General features: G+C 61.4%; 20 protein-coding genes. 16 read left to right on the top strand and 4 right to left on the bottom strand.

Going from position 1 to position 17,717, the window contains the following annotated elements:
* Positions 1-23: 23 nt before the first annotated feature.
* On the bottom strand, positions 24-356 hold the full coding sequence (locus tag EQZ23_RS07095; protein ID WP_128453781.1) for a hypothetical protein: 333 nt from the start codon (positions 354-356) through the stop codon (positions 24-26).
* A gap of 45 nt (positions 357-401) precedes the next feature.
* Here EQZ23_RS07095 and EQZ23_RS07090 point away from each other — a divergent pair, with 45 nt between their 5' ends.
* The gene (locus tag EQZ23_RS07090) at positions 402-728 is read left to right on the top strand and encodes a hypothetical protein (protein WP_128453780.1); all 327 of its coding nucleotides are present in this window, start codon (positions 402-404) and stop codon (positions 726-728) included.
* 236 nt (positions 729-964) lie between these two features.
* Here EQZ23_RS07090 and EQZ23_RS07085 read toward each other — a convergent pair whose 3' ends face one another.
* Positions 965-1,222, bottom strand: a complete 258-nt coding sequence (locus EQZ23_RS07085; RefSeq protein ID WP_128453779.1) for a DUF6471 domain-containing protein — start codon at positions 1,220-1,222, stop codon at positions 965-967.
* Positions 1,223-1,341: 119 nt separating this feature from the next.
* Between EQZ23_RS07085 and EQZ23_RS07080 the strand changes: the two genes are divergently transcribed.
* Together EQZ23_RS07080 and EQZ23_RS07075 are read left to right on the top strand one after the other, a co-directional pair.
* Positions 1,342-2,331 (top strand): ATP-binding protein, encoded by a 990-nt coding sequence (locus EQZ23_RS07080; RefSeq protein WP_128453778.1) that lies wholly within the window; start codon positions 1,342-1,344, stop codon positions 2,329-2,331.
* 56 nt (positions 2,332-2,387) lie between these two features.
* Entirely contained in the window at positions 2,388-4,775 is a 2,388-nt protein-coding gene (locus EQZ23_RS07075; RefSeq protein WP_128453777.1) for a S8 family peptidase, read from the top strand.
* Positions 4,776-5,065: 290 nt separating this feature from the next.
* Here EQZ23_RS07075 and EQZ23_RS07070 read toward each other — a convergent pair whose 3' ends face one another.
* Complete coding sequence (locus tag EQZ23_RS07070) at positions 5,066-5,878, bottom strand: C1 family peptidase (RefSeq protein WP_164913405.1); 813 nt, start codon at positions 5,876-5,878, stop codon at positions 5,066-5,068.
* 205 nt (positions 5,879-6,083) lie between these two features.
* On the opposite strand from EQZ23_RS07070, the gene EQZ23_RS07065 reads away from it, so the two are divergent.
* From EQZ23_RS07065 to EQZ23_RS07005, 13 genes are all read left to right on the top strand, one after another.
* Positions 6,084-6,557 (top strand): helix-turn-helix transcriptional regulator, encoded by a 474-nt coding sequence (locus EQZ23_RS07065; protein ID WP_128453775.1) that lies wholly within the window; start codon positions 6,084-6,086, stop codon positions 6,555-6,557.
* 21 nt (positions 6,558-6,578) lie between these two features.
* On the top strand, positions 6,579-6,950 hold the full coding sequence (locus tag EQZ23_RS07060) for a hypothetical protein (RefSeq protein ID WP_128453774.1): 372 nt from the start codon (positions 6,579-6,581) through the stop codon (positions 6,948-6,950).
* A gap of 44 nt (positions 6,951-6,994) precedes the next feature.
* Complete coding sequence (locus EQZ23_RS07055; protein ID WP_128453773.1) at positions 6,995-7,432, top strand: hypothetical protein; 438 nt, start codon at positions 6,995-6,997, stop codon at positions 7,430-7,432.
* Entirely contained in the window at positions 7,410-7,865 is a 456-nt protein-coding gene (locus EQZ23_RS07050) for a hypothetical protein (RefSeq protein WP_128453772.1), read from the top strand. Before EQZ23_RS07055 ends, EQZ23_RS07050 begins: the two co-directional genes overlap by 23 nt.
* 55 nt (positions 7,866-7,920) lie before the next feature.
* A complete protein-coding gene (locus EQZ23_RS07045; RefSeq protein WP_128453771.1) occupies positions 7,921-9,048 on the top strand; it encodes an MBL fold metallo-hydrolase in 1,128 nt (375 codons plus the stop codon).
* 101 nt (positions 9,049-9,149) lie between these two features.
* The gene (locus tag EQZ23_RS07040; RefSeq protein ID WP_128453770.1) at positions 9,150-9,521 is read left to right on the top strand and encodes a TIR domain-containing protein; all 372 of its coding nucleotides are present in this window, start codon (positions 9,150-9,152) and stop codon (positions 9,519-9,521) included.
* Between the two features lie 2 nt (positions 9,522-9,523).
* A complete protein-coding gene (locus EQZ23_RS07035; RefSeq protein WP_128453769.1) occupies positions 9,524-10,507 on the top strand; it encodes a caspase family protein in 984 nt (327 codons plus the stop codon).
* A gap of 138 nt (positions 10,508-10,645) precedes the next feature.
* Positions 10,646-11,035 (top strand): TIR domain-containing protein, encoded by a 390-nt coding sequence (locus tag EQZ23_RS07030; protein ID WP_128453768.1) that lies wholly within the window; start codon positions 10,646-10,648, stop codon positions 11,033-11,035.
* A 99-nt stretch (positions 11,036-11,134) separates the two neighbouring features.
* Positions 11,135-12,301 carry a S8 family serine peptidase gene (locus EQZ23_RS07025; RefSeq protein ID WP_164913404.1) on the top strand — a complete coding sequence of 389 codons (1,167 nt, stop codon included), beginning with the start codon at positions 11,135-11,137 and terminating at the stop codon, positions 12,299-12,301.
* Between the two features lie 43 nt (positions 12,302-12,344).
* Entirely contained in the window at positions 12,345-13,499 is a 1,155-nt protein-coding gene (locus EQZ23_RS07020) for a CHAT domain-containing protein (protein WP_128453767.1), read from the top strand.
* 382 nt (positions 13,500-13,881) lie between these two features.
* Entirely contained in the window at positions 13,882-14,364 is a 483-nt protein-coding gene (locus tag EQZ23_RS07015) for a toll/interleukin-1 receptor domain-containing protein (RefSeq protein ID WP_128453766.1), read from the top strand.
* Between the two features lie 191 nt (positions 14,365-14,555).
* Complete coding sequence (locus EQZ23_RS07010; RefSeq protein WP_128453765.1) at positions 14,556-15,965, top strand: alkaline phosphatase family protein; 1,410 nt, start codon at positions 14,556-14,558, stop codon at positions 15,963-15,965.
* A gap of 43 nt (positions 15,966-16,008) precedes the next feature.
* Positions 16,009-16,980 carry a caspase family protein gene (locus tag EQZ23_RS07005; RefSeq protein ID WP_128453764.1) on the top strand — a complete coding sequence of 324 codons (972 nt, stop codon included), beginning with the start codon at positions 16,009-16,011 and terminating at the stop codon, positions 16,978-16,980.
* 222 nt (positions 16,981-17,202) lie between these two features.
* Here EQZ23_RS07005 and EQZ23_RS07000 read toward each other — a convergent pair whose 3' ends face one another.
* The gene (locus tag EQZ23_RS07000) at positions 17,203-17,478 is read right to left on the bottom strand and encodes a hypothetical protein (RefSeq protein ID WP_128453763.1); all 276 of its coding nucleotides are present in this window, start codon (positions 17,476-17,478) and stop codon (positions 17,203-17,205) included.
* Positions 17,479-17,717: the final 239 nt, after the last annotated feature.

Genomic DNA, 17,717 nt, shown 5'->3' with positions numbered 1-17,717 from the left:
CACGGGCTTGTCGCGCCCTCGCCTCACTCATCGAGGTTCCGACGTCGCATCTCGTCGAGGAGCGTCTCGGCAGCAAGGTCTCCTACCTCACCCTCGGTCTGCCGATACGCGGCGACAAGCTCGTCGTCGGTCGCGCTCTCCATCAGGCCTTCGGTCTGCGACGTGAACGTATCCACTTCCTCGGCGGCCATGCTCGCCGCTTCGTCGGACGACGCTTCGCCGATGTCCGAACCAGCCGCCGGCGCCATGACGGCGTCTTGTTTGAAGACGTCGAACGCCTCCGCCGCTTCGTTACGTTGCTCAATCAGGGCCCGGAGCTGGCCGAGAAGATCGAACTCAGATGCGTCATTTTCCATGACGGCAGCCTATGCGAGCTCGAGTGATTCGGGCAAACCGTACGGATGAACATCATGAAGGTGGACGACCAGGCCAAGATCGACCTGTTTCAGGAGATCATGCCGATCGTCATGCAGTACCTGGCGGCGAACTCAGCGGACGGAGCGCTGATCGCCGACGACATCATCGACTTCTTCGCGTTGTCGATAGCCTCCGTCATCCAGAACGACACGAACCTGACGACCCCGCAGTTGCAGCGCAAAGGCGTTGAGGCAGCCGGCAAGCACATTGCCCACTGGGTTCGACTTCTGAAGCTCGATCACGAACAGCGCGGTGCATCGCTCTTGGCGATGACCATGGGCGCGGTAGCGTCGGACGATACCGACCACTGACGGCCGTCCGCGCCGGGCAGGTCTGATGGCGGGCTGTCCGCGACGATGGCCGCGGGGCATGTTCTGGAGCGCGGACGGCACGCATCGCGAATTAGGGCGCGTTCAAGACAGCACCGCAGGGTTCGATGGCATCGTCCGGCAGTTGCGATTGTTCGGCCAATACGCGGGGGCGGTTGATGATCGTCCGCCGTTGGACGGCATTCGGGCGCCGACGTCGCGTGACTAACTTTGCGAGTTCAGTCTGGGACATCGATGCTTTTTGAGCCCAGTGCAGCGAGCACCTCGAGCAGAAAGGCTGCGCTGAACGTACCCCGCGCAATCTTGCTTCTGATGCTCTGGGCGGTCACCGGCTGCCCCCCCTTCGACAAACGCTCGGCAAGCTGCTGCTGATTTACGCCGGCTAGAGCAAGACGCGCACGGACAAGCCGCGAAGCCCGCTTCTCCCAGTCCGAACCATGTTCTCTCAATATATCACTCAAGATCGAAACAAACACTATTATGTCATATATGACATGGATATGTCGTCACTGGTATGCTATCACGACCTTACAAAGCAAGGAGTCTTTGACACTCTCGATGAGGGTTCTAAGGCGCGACAATTGAAGGAAGGCTATTGGCTACACAGGCACAGTTGTTGGCACTGGTGCGGTCCTTTTCGGAGCGTGACGACTCACGCTTCCAGACGGTCGCGCTTCAGCTGGCTGCGGATGCCGCGCAGCGAGGGCATCGTACGCTAGCGGATCAGATCCGTTTAATGATCCACGACGCGCGAGAACGGTCCGAAAAGGTTGTCGAGCTTCGTGGCGGGCCAATACCGGTTGTCCGGCCGAAAGGCGAACTAGCGGGCCTGGTGTCCGCGCATTATCCGCTCACCCGGCTTGAGAACATGGTCTTGGAAGACGATGTTCTGCAACGTCTTCTGCGGATCGTTGAGGAGCAGCGTCATCGTGCCAAGCTTGCGCAACACGGTCTCAAGCCGCGCAGAAAGTTCCTGCTGACGGGTCCTCCGGGAACCGGAAAGACACTGACCGCTTCGGCGATAGCCGGTGAACTCGGACTGCCGTTGTTCACGATCCTGCTGGACGGGGTGATAACGAAATACATGGGCGAGACATCGTCCAAGATCAGGTTGGTCTTTGAGGCAATGCGGACGACGCGTGGCGTCTACTTCTTTGACGAAGTGGATGCGCTTGCGACCAAGCGACTTATGGGGAACGACGTCGGTGAGGCTCGCCGGACGTTGAACTCGATCCTGCAGATGCTCGACGAGGATGATGGCGACGCGCTCATCATCGCCGCGACCAATCATCCGGAACTGCTGGACCCGGCGATGTTCCGCCGCTTCGATGGCGCAATCGAGTATGGACTGCTTCCCATCGAACGGATTCACGAGGTGTTTCTGAAGGCGTTGATGCCGTTCGACTTAAGAAGCATCGACTGGCTACCCGTCGAGCAGGCCGCAAATGGCATGAGTCAGGCCGAGATGATCAGGTCGGCCGAGGATGCCGCACGCGCCGCGGTCCTGAACAACGACGCAGTGCTCACCACGTCGATCCTCGTCCACGCGATCAAGGATCGCCGCGGCGCGACCCGAGCGAAATAGTCAAAACGGAAACGTATCGTCTTTGCGCGAAGTCTGCGTTGGCCTAGACCTCGACGATGTCAGTCGAACGTCCTCATATCGTGATTCCGCCAAACGGCGTTCGCTACGCGTTTTCCGTCAAATCGCAGGGCGGCAAGCCAAACCATCCTCAGGACGTGCCAAACCGGGAAGCAAACAGGCAGCGGATATTGAAGGAGTTGCGGGGGGTCATCGCGCAGGCCCAACGTCTCGATGATGTCGATCAGACGCGCATACCAATGACGGTAAAGGCGGGTACGGCGTGGGGGGTGGCCCGCTCGGTACCGGGTCGGCGCAACGACGTGCTTTCGTCGGTCGGGTTCGGCCGGGGCGCCCGTCTGAACGTTGCCCTTCACTCTGACACTCTTGCAAGCTTCGAAGCCGCTGCGGAGCGGTACATCAGCTACGACGACGGTGCCCGCCGCCCTGTAAACTTCGACTTTTTCGAGGCGCGTTCTAAATTGGCGATCACGGGTGTTGCCGATCTCTGGGCATCCGACCAGCCTCTTCCGGAAGACGGCGATCCGATCCGATGGGAAATTTGGGTGCCGCGTGCAGCCGAGGCAAGATTTCGCGAGGTTCTTGTTAATCTTGATTTGCGCTCAGGGCGATCGATACGGTTCGGTCAGGTGCGCGTCCTGTCCGTAGAGGCGACCCTCGAAGAGCTGGAGTTGCTCGCGAGAAGCGGCGCCATTTCGCAACTGAGGCCTGCCTCTTCCCTCGTCAGCGAACTGATCCACATCCCGCAAGGAGTCCAAGCTGCGGCCGTCCAGGCGGCAGCGGGTCGCATCACGGTGGCGGGAGAGGACGCACCGGCGGTGTGCCTGCTCGATACCGGCGTTCGGTCGGCGCATCCACTGCTCGCAGGCTCATTCGACACGGTCGCGAGCGTCAACGACGGAAATGGCGAGGATTGGCACGGCCACGGAACGAAAATGGCCGGTCTCGCACTGTTCGATGACCTTCCCGGACTTGTAACCGGCGGCACCGCCAACCTTACGATACGCCTCGAATCCGTGAAGGTGCAGCTGCCCGCCGGAATTGACGACGAACGACTACCGGCCGAGCGCCTGAAGGTTGCAGTAAATCTCGTTGAGGACGAGGATGAGAGGGTTCGTACGTTCTGCTTGGCGATGAGCGCACCGGGAGAAGGCGCGGACGGTGGGGTCGCTGCGTTGTCGAGCGAATTGGATAAGCTCGCAGCCGAGGTCGGTTGGGAAAGGCTTTTCTGCGTAGCTGCGGGCAACGTCGAACCACCCTTCCTTTTCGACGACTATCTAGCGCTGAACGAGACAACAGGTTTACTGACGCCAGCGCAGTCGTGGAACTCGCTGACCGTTGCAGCTTGCACCGATCTTGCGACCGTACCTGGAACGCACGCTCCCCTGGCACCGTCTGGAGACTTATCACCGTGGTCTCGCACCTCTTGCGCTTGGGAGAGAAGCCATAAACCTCCGATGAAGCCCGACGTCGTGTTCGAGGGCGGCAACCAGATGTACGACATCGTCAGCAACGATCTGTCGAACTATGCCGACCTTTGCCTGCTGACGACAAATTCCGAACTCACCGCGCCTCTTTCGCTGACGGGCATGACCAGTGCAGCCACCGCCTCCGTCGCGGGCATGTGCGCGCGGCTGCAGGGCGAATACCCGTCACTCTGGCCGGAGACGATCAGGGGCCTCATCGCTCACTCCAGCGAGCATACGCCCGCGATGTTGGCGCGCGCGCGCGCCGCGGTGACCCCGACGAAGAGTTTCGAAGCCGCACTTTTGGAACGCTACGGCTACGGGCGCCCCAATCTCGCGCGGGCGATGCAGAACGCCGAGGACTCGCTCACCTTCATCACGCAGGGTTCGCTACTTCCGCTTCGATCCAACGTGGCCGGCACAGGGACGATACTCGGGTACATGCGTCGCCACGAGCTTCCATGGCATCAGGCCGTCCTTGAGGAGTTGGACGACGTCGAAGCGGAACTGCGCATCACGCTGTCCTACTTCGTAGAGCCGAATCCAGGCGCTGCGTTGCGTGGCGATTACGACCTGTATGCGTCGCACGGGTTCGACTTCGACGTAAAACGTCCGGACGAAAGCGACGACGAGGCGGTTGCGCGAATCAACGGCTCGCACGCGAGCGCTACGCGCTCGAGCGCGCCGACCCTGCGCTGGACTTTTGGTTCGATGGAGCGTGGCGGCCCCCTTCGTGACGGAAGGAAGGGATGCCTGAAGCATGACCGACTGACCATGCCTGCAGGTGATCTGGCTCGTGTGAGTTCGATCATGGTCTTCCCTCGAAAGGGATGGTGGGGCGGGGATGTCGAACGCGCCGAGCAGCAGGCACGCTATTCTCTGACGGTGGGGATTCGAACGCCCGAAGCGGACATCTACACGGAGATCGCGACTGAGATCGCGGCCGAGATCGAGATCTAGGTGCAGGTCGCCTTCGTGGTGATTACTCGCGTCGCGCTCTGCCAAGGCCGGCCGCTCACGAACCTAATCTCAAAGGCGCCTCGACGCGAGCATCGGAAGGTTTCCTCGATACGCGGTTTTCCGCCGAAACCCTCCTTTGTCGGTTTACCCGTAGTCAGATGTTCGACGCCGTCGGGAACTTCGACGGTGGTGCGCAGGCCGGAGCTATCCCGTCCGCGACGCTCGATGACGAACGTCTCCGCGGGAACAACTTCGATGGATCCACCTTCAGGAACGCGCTGCATGCGCGCTCAGACCGCTCGTGTGTCGCATGAGTAGAACGGCAGGTCATCGATGCGGCATTGGCCGTACGCGATCCTAAAGTAGCCCCCCTCGCCCCATCCCGTGCCCCAGCTGTTGCGAACGATCCAGCATTGATCGGCGTCGTCGTATCCCACAATGCAGACCGCGTGGTCGCCTCTGTAGGTGCCAGCGACCTGCTGATAGATCCCGCCGACGTAGCTTGCCAAGTCCTCGTAAACTTCCATCCCGGCTACGACCGGCCCTTGAGCGACTGCCCGCCGCCGTGCGTCGAAGTCCGTCAGTTCCGTATAACTGGACACCGTGACGACCATCTTGGCGCTCGTGCAGGTAGGATCATCGACCCAAGGAGCGTCGGCAAGCAGCGCCATCCCCCTTGTAGCCGAATCGAACCCCGCCGCGAGGCCCCAGCCGTCGTCGCATGAGCCGCCATTGCAGTGGAACAGCTCGGCCTCGGAGAGCTCGACAGACGAGCCCGCGTCAATCCAGTGTCGCGCCTCAACCACGGCCGCGGTTGCAAAGGCAACGCAAGCGCCACAGTCGAGGCCCTGATCGCGTACCGGTGCCAATCGTCCACCGTCTTGGCACCGCCAGTCGACTGCGGCAGGGGGCGGTGGCGCGGCCAATGTGTCGAAGTCGTCAGCCGCCGCTTTCAACGCGCCCTGGTTGTCGGTGATCCGAAGGCCGAACAGGCCGCTGCCTCCGCCCGATCCCAACCGATGCCAGACGGCGGTCTCCCCCGCGGCCCAGCTCCCGTGCGCCTTCTCAGCGATGGCCTGTTCGATTTCGTGGATGGTCAGCATGGTCTTCCTTCGGAGAGAAGCATGTCGCGGCGCCTGCATCTGCGCAAGGGACATGATATCCGTGTGTCGTCGGCCCCGTCCCGACGAGAAGCTTCCAAAATGGCATCCGTGATTTCTTGTCGATGCGGGCCGCGCACAATGCCGTCATCGCTGCATCGATGTTCGAGTATATCCGGATGCCTTTGTGCATCGTAGGGCGGCCGAGATGAGAAAATTCGAGAATCACGGTATCGCCGCTGGGCTGTCGGAGCGTCAGATAGAATGTCTGAGATTGGTTGCCGCCGGAGTGACCAGCTCGAAGGTCATCGCGGACCGGCTGGGCCTCGCGCCGTCTTCCGTAGATAACTACCTTTCCCGCGCTGCGCAGCAACTCGGCGTGCGCGGCCGCGACGAGGCGGCGGCGGCGTTTCTGTCGATCGAGAACGGTGTCGAACTGAATTCTGTACAGCCATCTGTATCCAGATCGTCACGGCTTGTCGGGCCGATTGGATTGCTGCGTGGTCGGGTTGTCGCCGCATCACGGTGGCTGCTTGCTGTCCCTCCGATTGGAGGAGGCCTGCATCGGTTCAATCGCGTCGAGATCGCAATCTCGATACTGAAAGTCGCCGCTCTCGCTCTCTCATTCTTCACGGCGCTGGTCCTGTTGGGCAGCGGTCTCGTGTGGCTGATGGGCAGATGAGACCGGCGCAAGGGGGCTCATTTGAAGATCCGAGGCATTCCCACCTGCGAGACCGTCGCCGACGTGATCGTCGCGGACACGCGCACCGCGCTAACCGCGATCGACGATGCTCTTCTCGCTCAGACACAGCTTTTCGTCACCACGCTTCAGGCTGCGAAAGCGCATCCGGTCCGCGTCGGCACGACCCAGCGGCTCTATGCTTCATTCGACCAGAGCGTTCAGGGTATCCTGGCAAGTCGCAAGGCGATGGCGGAATCGATTGGCGCGTTGCACGCCATTGCCCGCTCGAAGGGGGTCGAGGAACGGCTCGAAGGATGCGCGGACGGCTTTCCACAGAGCTTCGTCGTTCCGATTGGACGGTCGGAATCGGTCGAGACCGCAGCTGCCCTCTGATCGACGCTCCGTCATTGCGGCCCCTTGGTCGCTGAACGCGACGCGTGAGCACCATGATCGGGACGATGTTCCTCATACTGGTCGCGGTCAGTTGCGGCGCAGCCGCCCTTCTGGGCGGCAGGGACGGCCGGAGCGTGGCATTGCTATACGTTTTGGCGCTTGTCGGAACGCACTATGCGCGTGCTGCACAACAGTCCTGGGCAAGTCCGCACCTGCCGGTGTTCATGGTCGATCTCGCCCTGCTGACCGGCCTTATCGCGGTTGCGATGGCCAGCCGCCGGTACTGGACGATCTGGCTCGCGGGTTTGCACCTGCTGACCGTGGCTTCGCACGGGTCGGTCTGGTTTCTAGGGTCATTCGATGCCCGTGCCTACTTCGTGTTGGAGAGTGTGTGGTCGCCAGTGAAGCTGATCGTTCTCCTTATCGGAGTGCTGCTGGATTGGGGTGGCATTCTTGAAAATGGACGAGCCGACCGGAAGTGAGCGAAGCCGCGAAGATGCTTTGGTCGACTTCGGCTCCGAGCAAGATTCGCTGCCTGCTGGAGCGGACGGCAATGCGGTCGCCAGACGACGGTCGCTGGATCTGGCACGGCGTTACATTCATCAACGTGGGCTTCGACGCACCGCGTTCAAGGCGGACGTGTTTCGTGAGCCGGCATGGGACGTGATGCTGGACCTTTATTGTGCGCGCCTTTCAGGGGAGGAGGTCAGCATAATGGACGCCTGCATCGCCGCAGGCGTGCCGAGTACGACCGGCCTTCGATACGTTAGACGTCTGTTGGCCTCCGGCATCGTCGCGCGTCGTCGCGACGTTCGGGACAGGCGGCGGAGTTGGCTGATACTCAGTGACAACGCGACGGATCAGGTGGAGGCGTGGCTCGAAGCAACTTGGCACCAGGAACCGAGCGTGACCTGATCCCTGCGCGGACGAGAAGGCGAGTGGGTCGGGTGCTTTGCTACAGGGCGAATGCTTGCTGATCGCGATCGGTGCTAGCCTCCCGGTCCGGACATCGACAGGTACAGGGAAGGAGATCGATTTGCCCACTTTTCGGCTTGAGATGCTACCTGCGGGGGACGGCGACTGTCTTCTTCTGTCCTGGAGTGACAGTGACCGGCTGAGCCACATGGTAGTGGATGGCGGCAGGGCGTCGGCGTACACCCATCTCCGCGATCGCCTTGCCGGTATTCGAGAAGCCGGCGGGACGCTCGAGCTCTACGTTCTCACCCACATCGATGCCGATCACATCGAGGGGGCGTTGGAATACCTTCGGGACGCGGCTCCACCGGTCGTGCCGCAGCAGGTCTGGTACAACGGTCGCCGTGAAATGGTCTCTGCTGGAACCCGTAGCATGAAACAGGGCGACGCCTACTCCCTACGGCTCTCCGAACTCGGCTGGCCGGTCAACAGATCATTCTCCGATGGAGTCGCGCGGACCGAATCTGTGTCCGGAGCGATCGACATTGCGGGCCTGCAGGTGACGATGCTGTCCCCAGACGAGCGTCATCTAGCTGCGCTGGGGGGCAAATGGACGAAGTGGCGGGGCCAGGAAGACCTACGCCGACGGGGCGGGGTTCGCATGGCTGCAAAGCAGCCGCCCGTCGCCGATCCATTGATCGTTGAGGATTTGATCGGGCCGGTCGCCACCGACGTCGAACTGCCGAACGGTTCAAGCATCGCGTTCATTGCCGAATGGGCAGGCCGCCGGATCCTGTTCGGCGGCGACGCGCATCCGGATCTTCTGGCGGCATCGCTCGAGCCGTTCGCCGCTGCCGAAGGGGGCCGCTACCGTGTGGACGTGCTGAAGGCGTCGCATCACGGAAGCGTCAAGAACACCTCGAAGCGCCTAATCGAACTTCTCGACTGTCGCCGCATGGCAATCTCGACGAATGGTAAAATTCATCAGCACCCTGATCCCCAGTCGATCGCCCAATTCCTGCATTTCGGTCCCTCCGGTACAAAGGATCTGTACTTCAATTATGCGACGGACCGGACCACTCCATGGGCGGCTGCAAAAGTCGCGGACCAATATGCATACCGATGCCATTTCCCGGCAGGGGAGCCAGGCTCGATCACGATCGACCTTCTTGAAGACCACTGAAAAGGGAAGATGATTTCAAATCGGATGTAATGGTCTCTTGCGACGGAAAGGGCCCGGCCCGATCTCGCAAGCTAGACGCAGTAAATAAGGGGGATACTGAAATGGCTGACAAGAAGGTGATTTTCGTCGCGTTCGCGATCGAGGACGAGGGTCAACGGAACTTGCTCAAGGGGCAATCGCTGCACACGACTTCTCCGTTCGAGTACATCGATATGTCGGTGAAGGAGGCGTACGCCGAGGAATGGAAGACGAAAGTGCGTACGCGGATCCGGCGGTCTGACGGAGTCATCGCCTTGATCAGCAAGAACTCGCTCACCTCTTCCGGTCAGAAATGGGAGATTGCGTGCGCGAAGGAGGAAGGGGTGCCTGTCTTGGGTATTTGGGCCTATTCCAACGATTCAACCGCTGTTTCGGGGGTCGTCGCGAAGGCCTGGAGCTGGAAGACCATCGCCGATTTCATTGACGGTCTTTGACAATGGGAAAGGGCCGGAAGGCGCTGATAGTAGGGATCGACTACTATACGGACTTGGCGCAGCTATCCGGCTGCGTCGACGACGCACACGCCGTCAAGCAGGTCCTCGACCGACACGCTGACGGTACGAAGAATTTCCAGACCAAGCTACTGACCGGGACGGGTCCCAATGACGTTGTTTCCCGCAAAATGCTCAAGGAGGAAATCCGCGAGCTGTTCGCCGGTGACGAGGAGATCGCGCTTTTGTACTTTGCCGGTCACGGTCATGCAGAAGCCACGGGCGGCTACCTTTGCGGCACGGACACAACGGACGGCGACGACGGTCTACCGTTGGGCGAAGTTCTTAAACTTGCCAACGACTCGACCGTTACCAACAAGATTCTGCTGCTCGACAGCTGCTACTCGGGCGTTGCCGGCACTGCGGCTAATGACGCGCGGTTTGCGGAGCTTAGTCAGGGATTGACGATTCTCACGGCCTCCTCGGCCAAGCAGTATGCTCATGAGACCGATGAAGGGGGCGTCTTCACGAATTTGCTGGTCGACGCGTTAAACGGTGCGGCAGGAAACCTGCTCGGCGAGATCACTCCCGGCAGCGTCTACGCACACATCGACCAATCTCTTGGATCTTGGGATCGACAGCGACCCCTGTTCCGGACCAACGTCAACAGCTTCGTTTCCCTCCGCCAGGTTCATCCGCCAATCTCGATTGATGACCTCAAGGCGATAGCGACCCTGTTCCCAAGCGGAGATCACGAATTCCCGCTCGACCCGACGTTCGAACCAGATCGACCGATCGACGGCGTTGTTGTCGACCCGGTCGAGGAGAATACGCGCCGGTTCGCCATACTACAGAAGCTGAACCGGGTGAACCTCGTGGTGCCAGTCGGGGCGACGCACATGTACCACGCAGCGATTGAAAGCAGGGGCTGCAAGTTGACGGTGCTCGGAGAGCACTACCGGCGTCTGGTCGTGAAGGAGCATATCTGAGCTGGACGACGACGATCAACGGAAAGTCTGAACGGAGATGCAGGGCCCCGGATCGGGTTACAGCCGCGTCGAGTTCGATAGTCGTTTCAAAACCTTTGACGATCAGCGTCTCGGGCGGCATCACAGGTGATACAATCAATGGCTAACAAGCGCGTATTCATCAGTTTCGATTACGATCACGACTCGTTTCTCAAGGAAGCAATTGTCGGACAGTCCAGACTACCCGACAGCCCGTTCGAGTTGGCGGACTGGTCTGTTAAAACTCATATAGACGGGGACTGGAAGGCCAAGGTAACCTCACGGATCAGGTCGGTAGACCTTGTTGTGGTTATTTGCGGATTGCATACAAACACGGCCATCGGCGTTAGCGCCGAGCTCAAGATCGCGCAGGCCGAGGGTAAGCCCTATTTTCTATTAGGTGGATACAAGGATAAGGCCAACATTCGGCCGACTGCAGCGTCAGCTACCGACAAGATGTACGACTGGACATGGCCGAACCTGAAGCTTCTAATCGCGGGCGGACGTTAGGCTGAAGCGGTGCTCGTCGTTGGTACCAGCACTTGCTGTAATCAGCCCCCCCACTATCGCAAAGTGTCAGACCTTCGGCAGCGCTGACTACTCGGGAGAATGATTTTGCGTAAATACGTGATACTTCGGAAACAGTCTCCTGCCCGGGGCGGCGAGAGGACTCGGGGCGTCGACCAGTTCAAGGCGACGCCCCCCGGGTCGATCGTCTACGAACGTCTCACGCAACGTGATGCGGCATCGATCGCGGCGGAGCCGGACGTCGAGGCGATCGCCCCGGCCATGGCGATCAAGCTGATCAAGCCGTTCGAGGCAGGCGCAGCAGCAGCGGCTGACGCATGGGGTTTGGACGCCACCGGCGCGCTCGCGTCAAAGTACACGGGCAGTGATGTCTCGGTAGCAGTCTTGGATACCGGCCTTGATGCCTCGCACCCGGCGTTCGCAGGCATCGATATCGAGCAGCGCGACTTCAGCGGCGACGGCGACGGCGACCGCCAAGGACACGGCACCCATTGCGCCGGCACTATTTTCGGACGCGATGTGGATGGGGTTCGGATCGGCATCGCGCGAGGTGTCAATCGCGCGCTCATCGGCAAGGTCCTTGGCGATAGCGGGGGAGGCGATTCCGAGATGATCGTCGACGGGATCAACTGGGCGCTCTCGCGCGGCGCAAACGTTATTTCGATGTCTTTGGGTTTCGACTTCCCTGGGATGGTCGCGAGCTGGTTAGACGACAATTGGCCGGTCGAACTCGCGACGTCGAACGCGCTCGAGGCCTACCGGGTGAACCTGCGTGCATTTGACGCGGTTATGAACCTCACGAAGGCCAGAGGGGGACTTGGTGGCGGCGCCTTAGTCGTCGCGGCCTCCGGCAACGAAAGCCGCCGCGACGAACATCCGGACTGGCGTATCGCGGCGTCCATTCCCGCTGCAGCGGACGACGTGATTTCCGTCGCGGCGGTTGGCCGCGGAGAAGACCGGCTCACTGTCGCTGGCTTCTCCAACAGCATGGCTATGGTCAGCGCGCCAGGCGTTGATATCCTTTCCGCGCGTACGGGCGGTGGCCTGCATTCGCTCAGCGGCACCAGCATGGCGTGCCCTCATACCGCCGGAATTGCTGCACTGTGGTGGGAGGCGATTGGCAAGGGCGGCAGAACGCCAACTCCTCTGAACGTCCGTGCCGCCCTCATCCAGAACGCGCGCCGAGACGCGTTCGGGGAGGAATACGCAGAGGTCGACGTCGGGCAGGGCCTCGTCACCGCACCCTGAAAGCCGCAATTCCGACAAGCAGACGAGGCCGTGGAGTAAGCAGATGCAATCTGACCAGTACAAGCGCGATCTTGCGCAGATCACCAAGGATGTGGGCAAGGTCCGGTCCGACATAGGGGGCGAGGAGGACAAGGCGCGAACCGCACGCACCGCGGCGTCCCAAAAGCGGGCGTCGGCGGCGAAGGCGTCGTCAGCGTCGACACGGGATATGCATGTCCGACAGGCTGACGCGGAGGACAAGAAGGTCGCAGCCGCCGAGAAACGCATCGGCGCCCTGCAGAACAAGTTGTCCATCCTGATGACGCGGCAGGCCAGTAAGGAGCAGAGCCTGCGGACGGCCGAGCGCTCCGAGACGGCGAACGACGAGCGCGCTGCAACCGCGGCACGTAATAAAGGGAAGGCAGATCAGGATAAGCGGGATCGCGCGGACGACGCCCGACGTCGAAAGGAGAAAACCGAACAGGCTAAGCGCGACCGGGACGCTGCGAAGCGCCACCAAGCAGATAGAGACCGCGCAAGGGAGATCGGTCGCTTGGCTAGCGGCACCGTGCACCACGTTCACGTCAGGGAGCCTCAGCCGGAGAAGCTGCGGGTTCTGTATCTTACCGCCAGTCCCGCCACCCCGAACTTGACTGCGTTGCGCGTCGACGCCGAGGTCAACAATGTCTTGAGGGCTCTCCGTGGCGCTGAGCACCGCGACCTTGTCGATTTTAGGCATCGCCCCGCCGCCACGGTTCAGGATCTCGTGGACGGCCTGAACGAACTGCGACCGCACGTTGTCCACTTCTCCGGCCACGCGGGGGAAGGCCTGCTCTTCGACACGGCCGATCCGATCACTCCCGGCGACGAGCTCGTCGGGTATGACAAGGTCGCAAGTCTACTTGGTGCGACCGATCAGACACCTGCACTGGTCGTCCTTAACGCGTGCCACACCATGGACGGAGTCGACCGGATACTGCAGGTCGCGCCAATCGTCATTGCGACGAACGACACCGTCGGGGATTCGACATCGCACATCTTCGCGGTTCAATTTTATACCGCGATCGCCGCCGCGCAGACCATCGGCAACGCCTTGAGCCAAGCGCGCACGATGATCGCTCAAGCACTGCCGGACGAGATGGACGTGATCGTTGTCCATGCGGCGGAGGGGGTTGATCCCAACCAGGTACAGCTAGTCCGACCTCATTCCGGGGGATGACCGACCGGCTGGGATCTCGGGCCACCTTTTGAACGACCAATCGGCACTTCGCGCCAGCCCACCGCCGACTGGTCATATGGTTCGGCCTTCGCAGAGGCAGACGCATCGGGCGCCCCGTCTTGGGGCGGTTATGCGGCAAGGGTGGGCTAAGCACGTCGCTGGCCAAGTCCGTCTCGGAATACATTCAGAACGGCTGCTTCCCTGTCAGCAGCCTGATTGCGCCACACGAGGGGATAATGCACGACCCGCCGCAATGCACGTTGCCCGAACCCCAATCGTTTGGATCTGGATTTCGGCCGTCGCTCGAGTCTGGGATCTCTGCCGGCAACGCACGCTGACTTCGGCGCCCTCAATCGACAACTTCAAGAACGAGTGATCTAGCATGGTGAAGGTGTTTCTCTCCCACCAGTCGGCAGACGCGGCAGTTGCCGCACGGATCGAGAAGCGCCTGCGTGAAAATCACGGGATTGCATGCTACCTCGATGTCATCGATCCGTACATCGGACAGAGGGGCGAAGACCTTGCCACCCACATCCAGTCGCAGATGAGCAAGTGCACCCAGCTTCTCGCGATCGTGTCGGATACGACCCGTCATTCTCAGTGGGTCCCTTGGGAAATCGGCGTTGCGACCGAAAAGGACTTCCCGCTCGCGACCTTCTCGAACGGCACGGGTCTACCGCCGGAATTCCTACGCAAATGGCCATATCTGCGGACCGATGCTGACATCGATGCCTACGCGCGAGCGTCAAAACTTGCACAGCGGAGTTTCACGGAAAAGAGTAGAATTCTCAACGAAGGCGTAGCCCGCATCCGATCCACCGGCGAATTTTACGCAAACCTCCGCGCAGATCTCGGGCAGCGCTGAAAGGGGACGTAATCGGAGATCGATGATGCCGCGTGCGGGACTGTTGACGTGAGTTTGGGATGTGTTCGCTTGATCTACCCATGTCAGATAGCCGTACGATGGAAGGAAGAGATCGTTGCAAGGGCTGCCCCGCCTCTGACGGGAGGCTCAGGCAGCGGCGGACGCGGCACTCAAGGACCAAGGGAATTGGAATGGCGATCAAGGATATCGACACGATCGTCTTCGTGATGCTCGAGAACAGGTCGTTCGATCATATGCTCGGCTATCTGAGTCTGGACGAGACCGCCCGGGGTCTTCCAGTGGACGGGCTGAAATCCGACAAGGCTTGGCAATGGCCGTGGGCGAACCTGGCCCGCGGCGCCGAGTACCCGATCCGACAGATTCCCGGATCCCAGCCGATCAAGGAGGACCCGCCGCACGGACGCGAAGCCATCAGCATCCAGATCGACACCGCCCCTAGGGGCCCCGGCCGGGACCGAATGGGGGGCTTTGTCGAGACGTACATGCAGGCACACAAGCAGGCAGCAGATCCTGGCGTCGTGATGGGGCACTACGTCGCCGAGGACGTGCCAACGTTCGACTTTCTCGCGCGCAACTTCTGCGTGTGCGACCGTTGGTTCACCCCGCTCCCACTCGGCACACAGGCCAACCGGCTGATGGCGATGTCCGGCGTGACCCGCGTGGTGGACAACGTCACGGGTCTTCCCGACCAGCCGCTCGTCTACGACTGGCTCGAGGAGCGCGGCGTGCCGTGGCGGGTGTACGTCTCGGGCGGCTTCGCGCCGTTCTTCATCATGATGCGGCGATGGACGTTCAAGATCGTAAAGTCGCTCGCGCTCGGAAAAGGCCCGTTCCGTCGGTTCTCGGCGTTCCGCCGTGACTGGAAGTCAGCCGATCCGCTGCCCTCCGTGATCTTCATCGAGCCCGAATACGCCGATGCGCCCATGTCCGATCCGAATGACGACCACCCGCCGGCACCGATCTCCAGGGGGCAGGACTTCATCCGTGAGATCTACGAGATCGTGTCGAGCAACGAGGCGCGGTGGCGGAAGATGCTCATGATCGTGACCTACGACGAACACGGCGGCTTCTTCGATCACGTGGTGCCGCCGGACCTCGAGACCACGGTTGGCGACGTGACCTTTCGAACGCTTGGTCCCAGAGTGCCAGCTCTGCTCGTCTCGCCGCACGTCGGAGCGGGAAAGGTGTTCAGCGAGCAGCTGGACCATACCTCCGTCCTGCACCTGATCGCGGAACGCTTCGGCGATGGCACCGACTACTCCGAGGCCGTCAGCACCCGTCAGACGGCGATGGGGCGCATCGCGAACGCGCTGCTGGACGAACTACGGGCGGGGCGTCCGCCTTCAATGCCTCCGAGGACTAGGGGAGCAGGGCCGATGGTCCACACCGTCCCGCAGGCGCCCGCCGCGCCACAGACGCCGAATGCGGCGGCCATCGATGCCGTGATGCGGGAGATGGCCGCCGATCACCCCGAGCTCTTGGCACAGCCGGGCTGGAGCGAGATGCGGACTTACATGGCGACGAACGCGCCACCGGTGCCAGTGCACCGCGACAATATCGGCAATGGGGAGGAGTTGTAGAATTTGCCTCCAGCCCATCACCTTTCCCAACTGAACGCCTGATATGCGTCGCGCCCTCCTCGTGGGTATTGACCGCTACCGGACTGCGCCCCAGCTTTACGGCTGCGTGTCGGATGCGGAAGCACTCGAGGGCGCCCTCGTCCGCAACGACGACCGCTCCCCGAACTACAGGTGTGAGTTACTCACGAGCGAAAAGGACGGAGCTGTTGAGGCCGCTCATGTCAGGCATGCGCTGGAGCGGCTTTTCGACAATCCCAACGCTGACGTCCTGTTCTACTTTTCTGGCCACGGTACAGCGAACTCGTGGGGTGGCCACCTGATGATGCACGGAAGCACACAGCACGATCCGGGCTTCCCGATGAGCGAACTCGTCCTTCGTGCAAATCAGTTCGCCCGCGCCAGCAGACGCAACGTCCTTATCATGCTCGACTGCTGTTACGCCGGTGCGGCGGGAAACGATGACGAGATGGTCGGTAATCTCGAGGACGAGGCCCGTCTGCAGGAGGGCGTGACCATTCTCGCCGCTGCGCGCCCGCGCCAGAAGGCCGTGGAGACAGTGGGCCACGGAGCCTTTACGCGCCTTGTGCTGGGGGCTCTCGACGGCGGCGCGGCGGACGTTCGCGGTCGGGTTTCGGCCGCCCCCGTCTACGCTTACGCGGAGGCTGTGCTGGGCGCCTTGGACCAGCGGCCGATTTACAAGTCCCACGCGGCATCCCTCGAACCCATCCGACGTTGTTATCCCGCGGTCCCGGACGATATCCTCCGCCAGCTGCCAGGGCTTTTCCCCCAATCCGACGATGTTTATAAGCTGGCGCCCAGCTACGAACGGAAACACCCTGACGCAGTCCCCGAGCATGTCGCACTTTTTCAGACGTTCAAACGCCTCCAGGTGGCTCAGCTGCTCAGATGCGAGTCCGGACTGGATATGTACGACACGGCGCTGGCTTTCGAGACCGTGCTGCTGACACCGTTGGGCAGGTTCTACTGGGAACTGGCGGACGCAGGGCAGTTGTAGAAGCCGGGATGGCTTGCGCAGGACGCCGGCGCCGCCGTTCCGATCGAACTAGCGCGGTCCCAACAGCCGCTACCGTCACCCGTACCGGATGATCGGCTGATCTAGGCGCCCGAGATGGTACCGTGCTGCCTCAGTTCCGCCTAAGCCAATGCATCACGGTCGTTGCCCCCTGGGACGGAGCTGTCCAAGATTCAGGGGGCGACTGGCTAGTAATCGTAGGCCTCAATCGCGGGTTATGGCCTTGACCACGGTTGGAAGATAACGTCGGACTTGGTCCTGATCGCTCTGCTGCTCATCCAGATCCAGATCGTCGTAGGCCGTATCGATCTGCTTGGACCACTTTGCAACGAGTTCTGCCGGGACGAGCATCGAGCCGTCGGCTCGCAGCTCAGATTTCGAGTGCATATACCGCTGCCAATGCGCCCAGCGCTCGTGCTCGATCCGCGCCAGGGACTCAAGTGCCGCCTCCAGCCGCTCCTTTACGTCATCCTCGTTCATGTCTTCCCTCTGTGCTCGAGCAAGTGTCACGTATCGTTGATCGCCATGGCCGACAACGGCTGCTTGCGATCGGCGCTATCTGCTAGAGCGTAGTCACCAAAGCGGGCAGCCTCAACGACGCCGGGGACTCAGGATGTCGATGAGCGAGGTCAACCAGGCGGAAAAGAGGAAGGGGCCGCACCCGAGCCAGACTATATTTGACACTCATTGCGAATGGTTGCGGCAATCTCTGCCGTCCC

It is taken from the genome of Sphingomonas sp. UV9, assembly GCF_004101245.1.
In the GTDB taxonomy this organism is placed as follows: domain Bacteria; phylum Pseudomonadota; class Alphaproteobacteria; order Sphingomonadales; family Sphingomonadaceae; genus Sphingomonas.
This window is presented reverse-complemented; position numbering and strand designations above follow the sequence as displayed.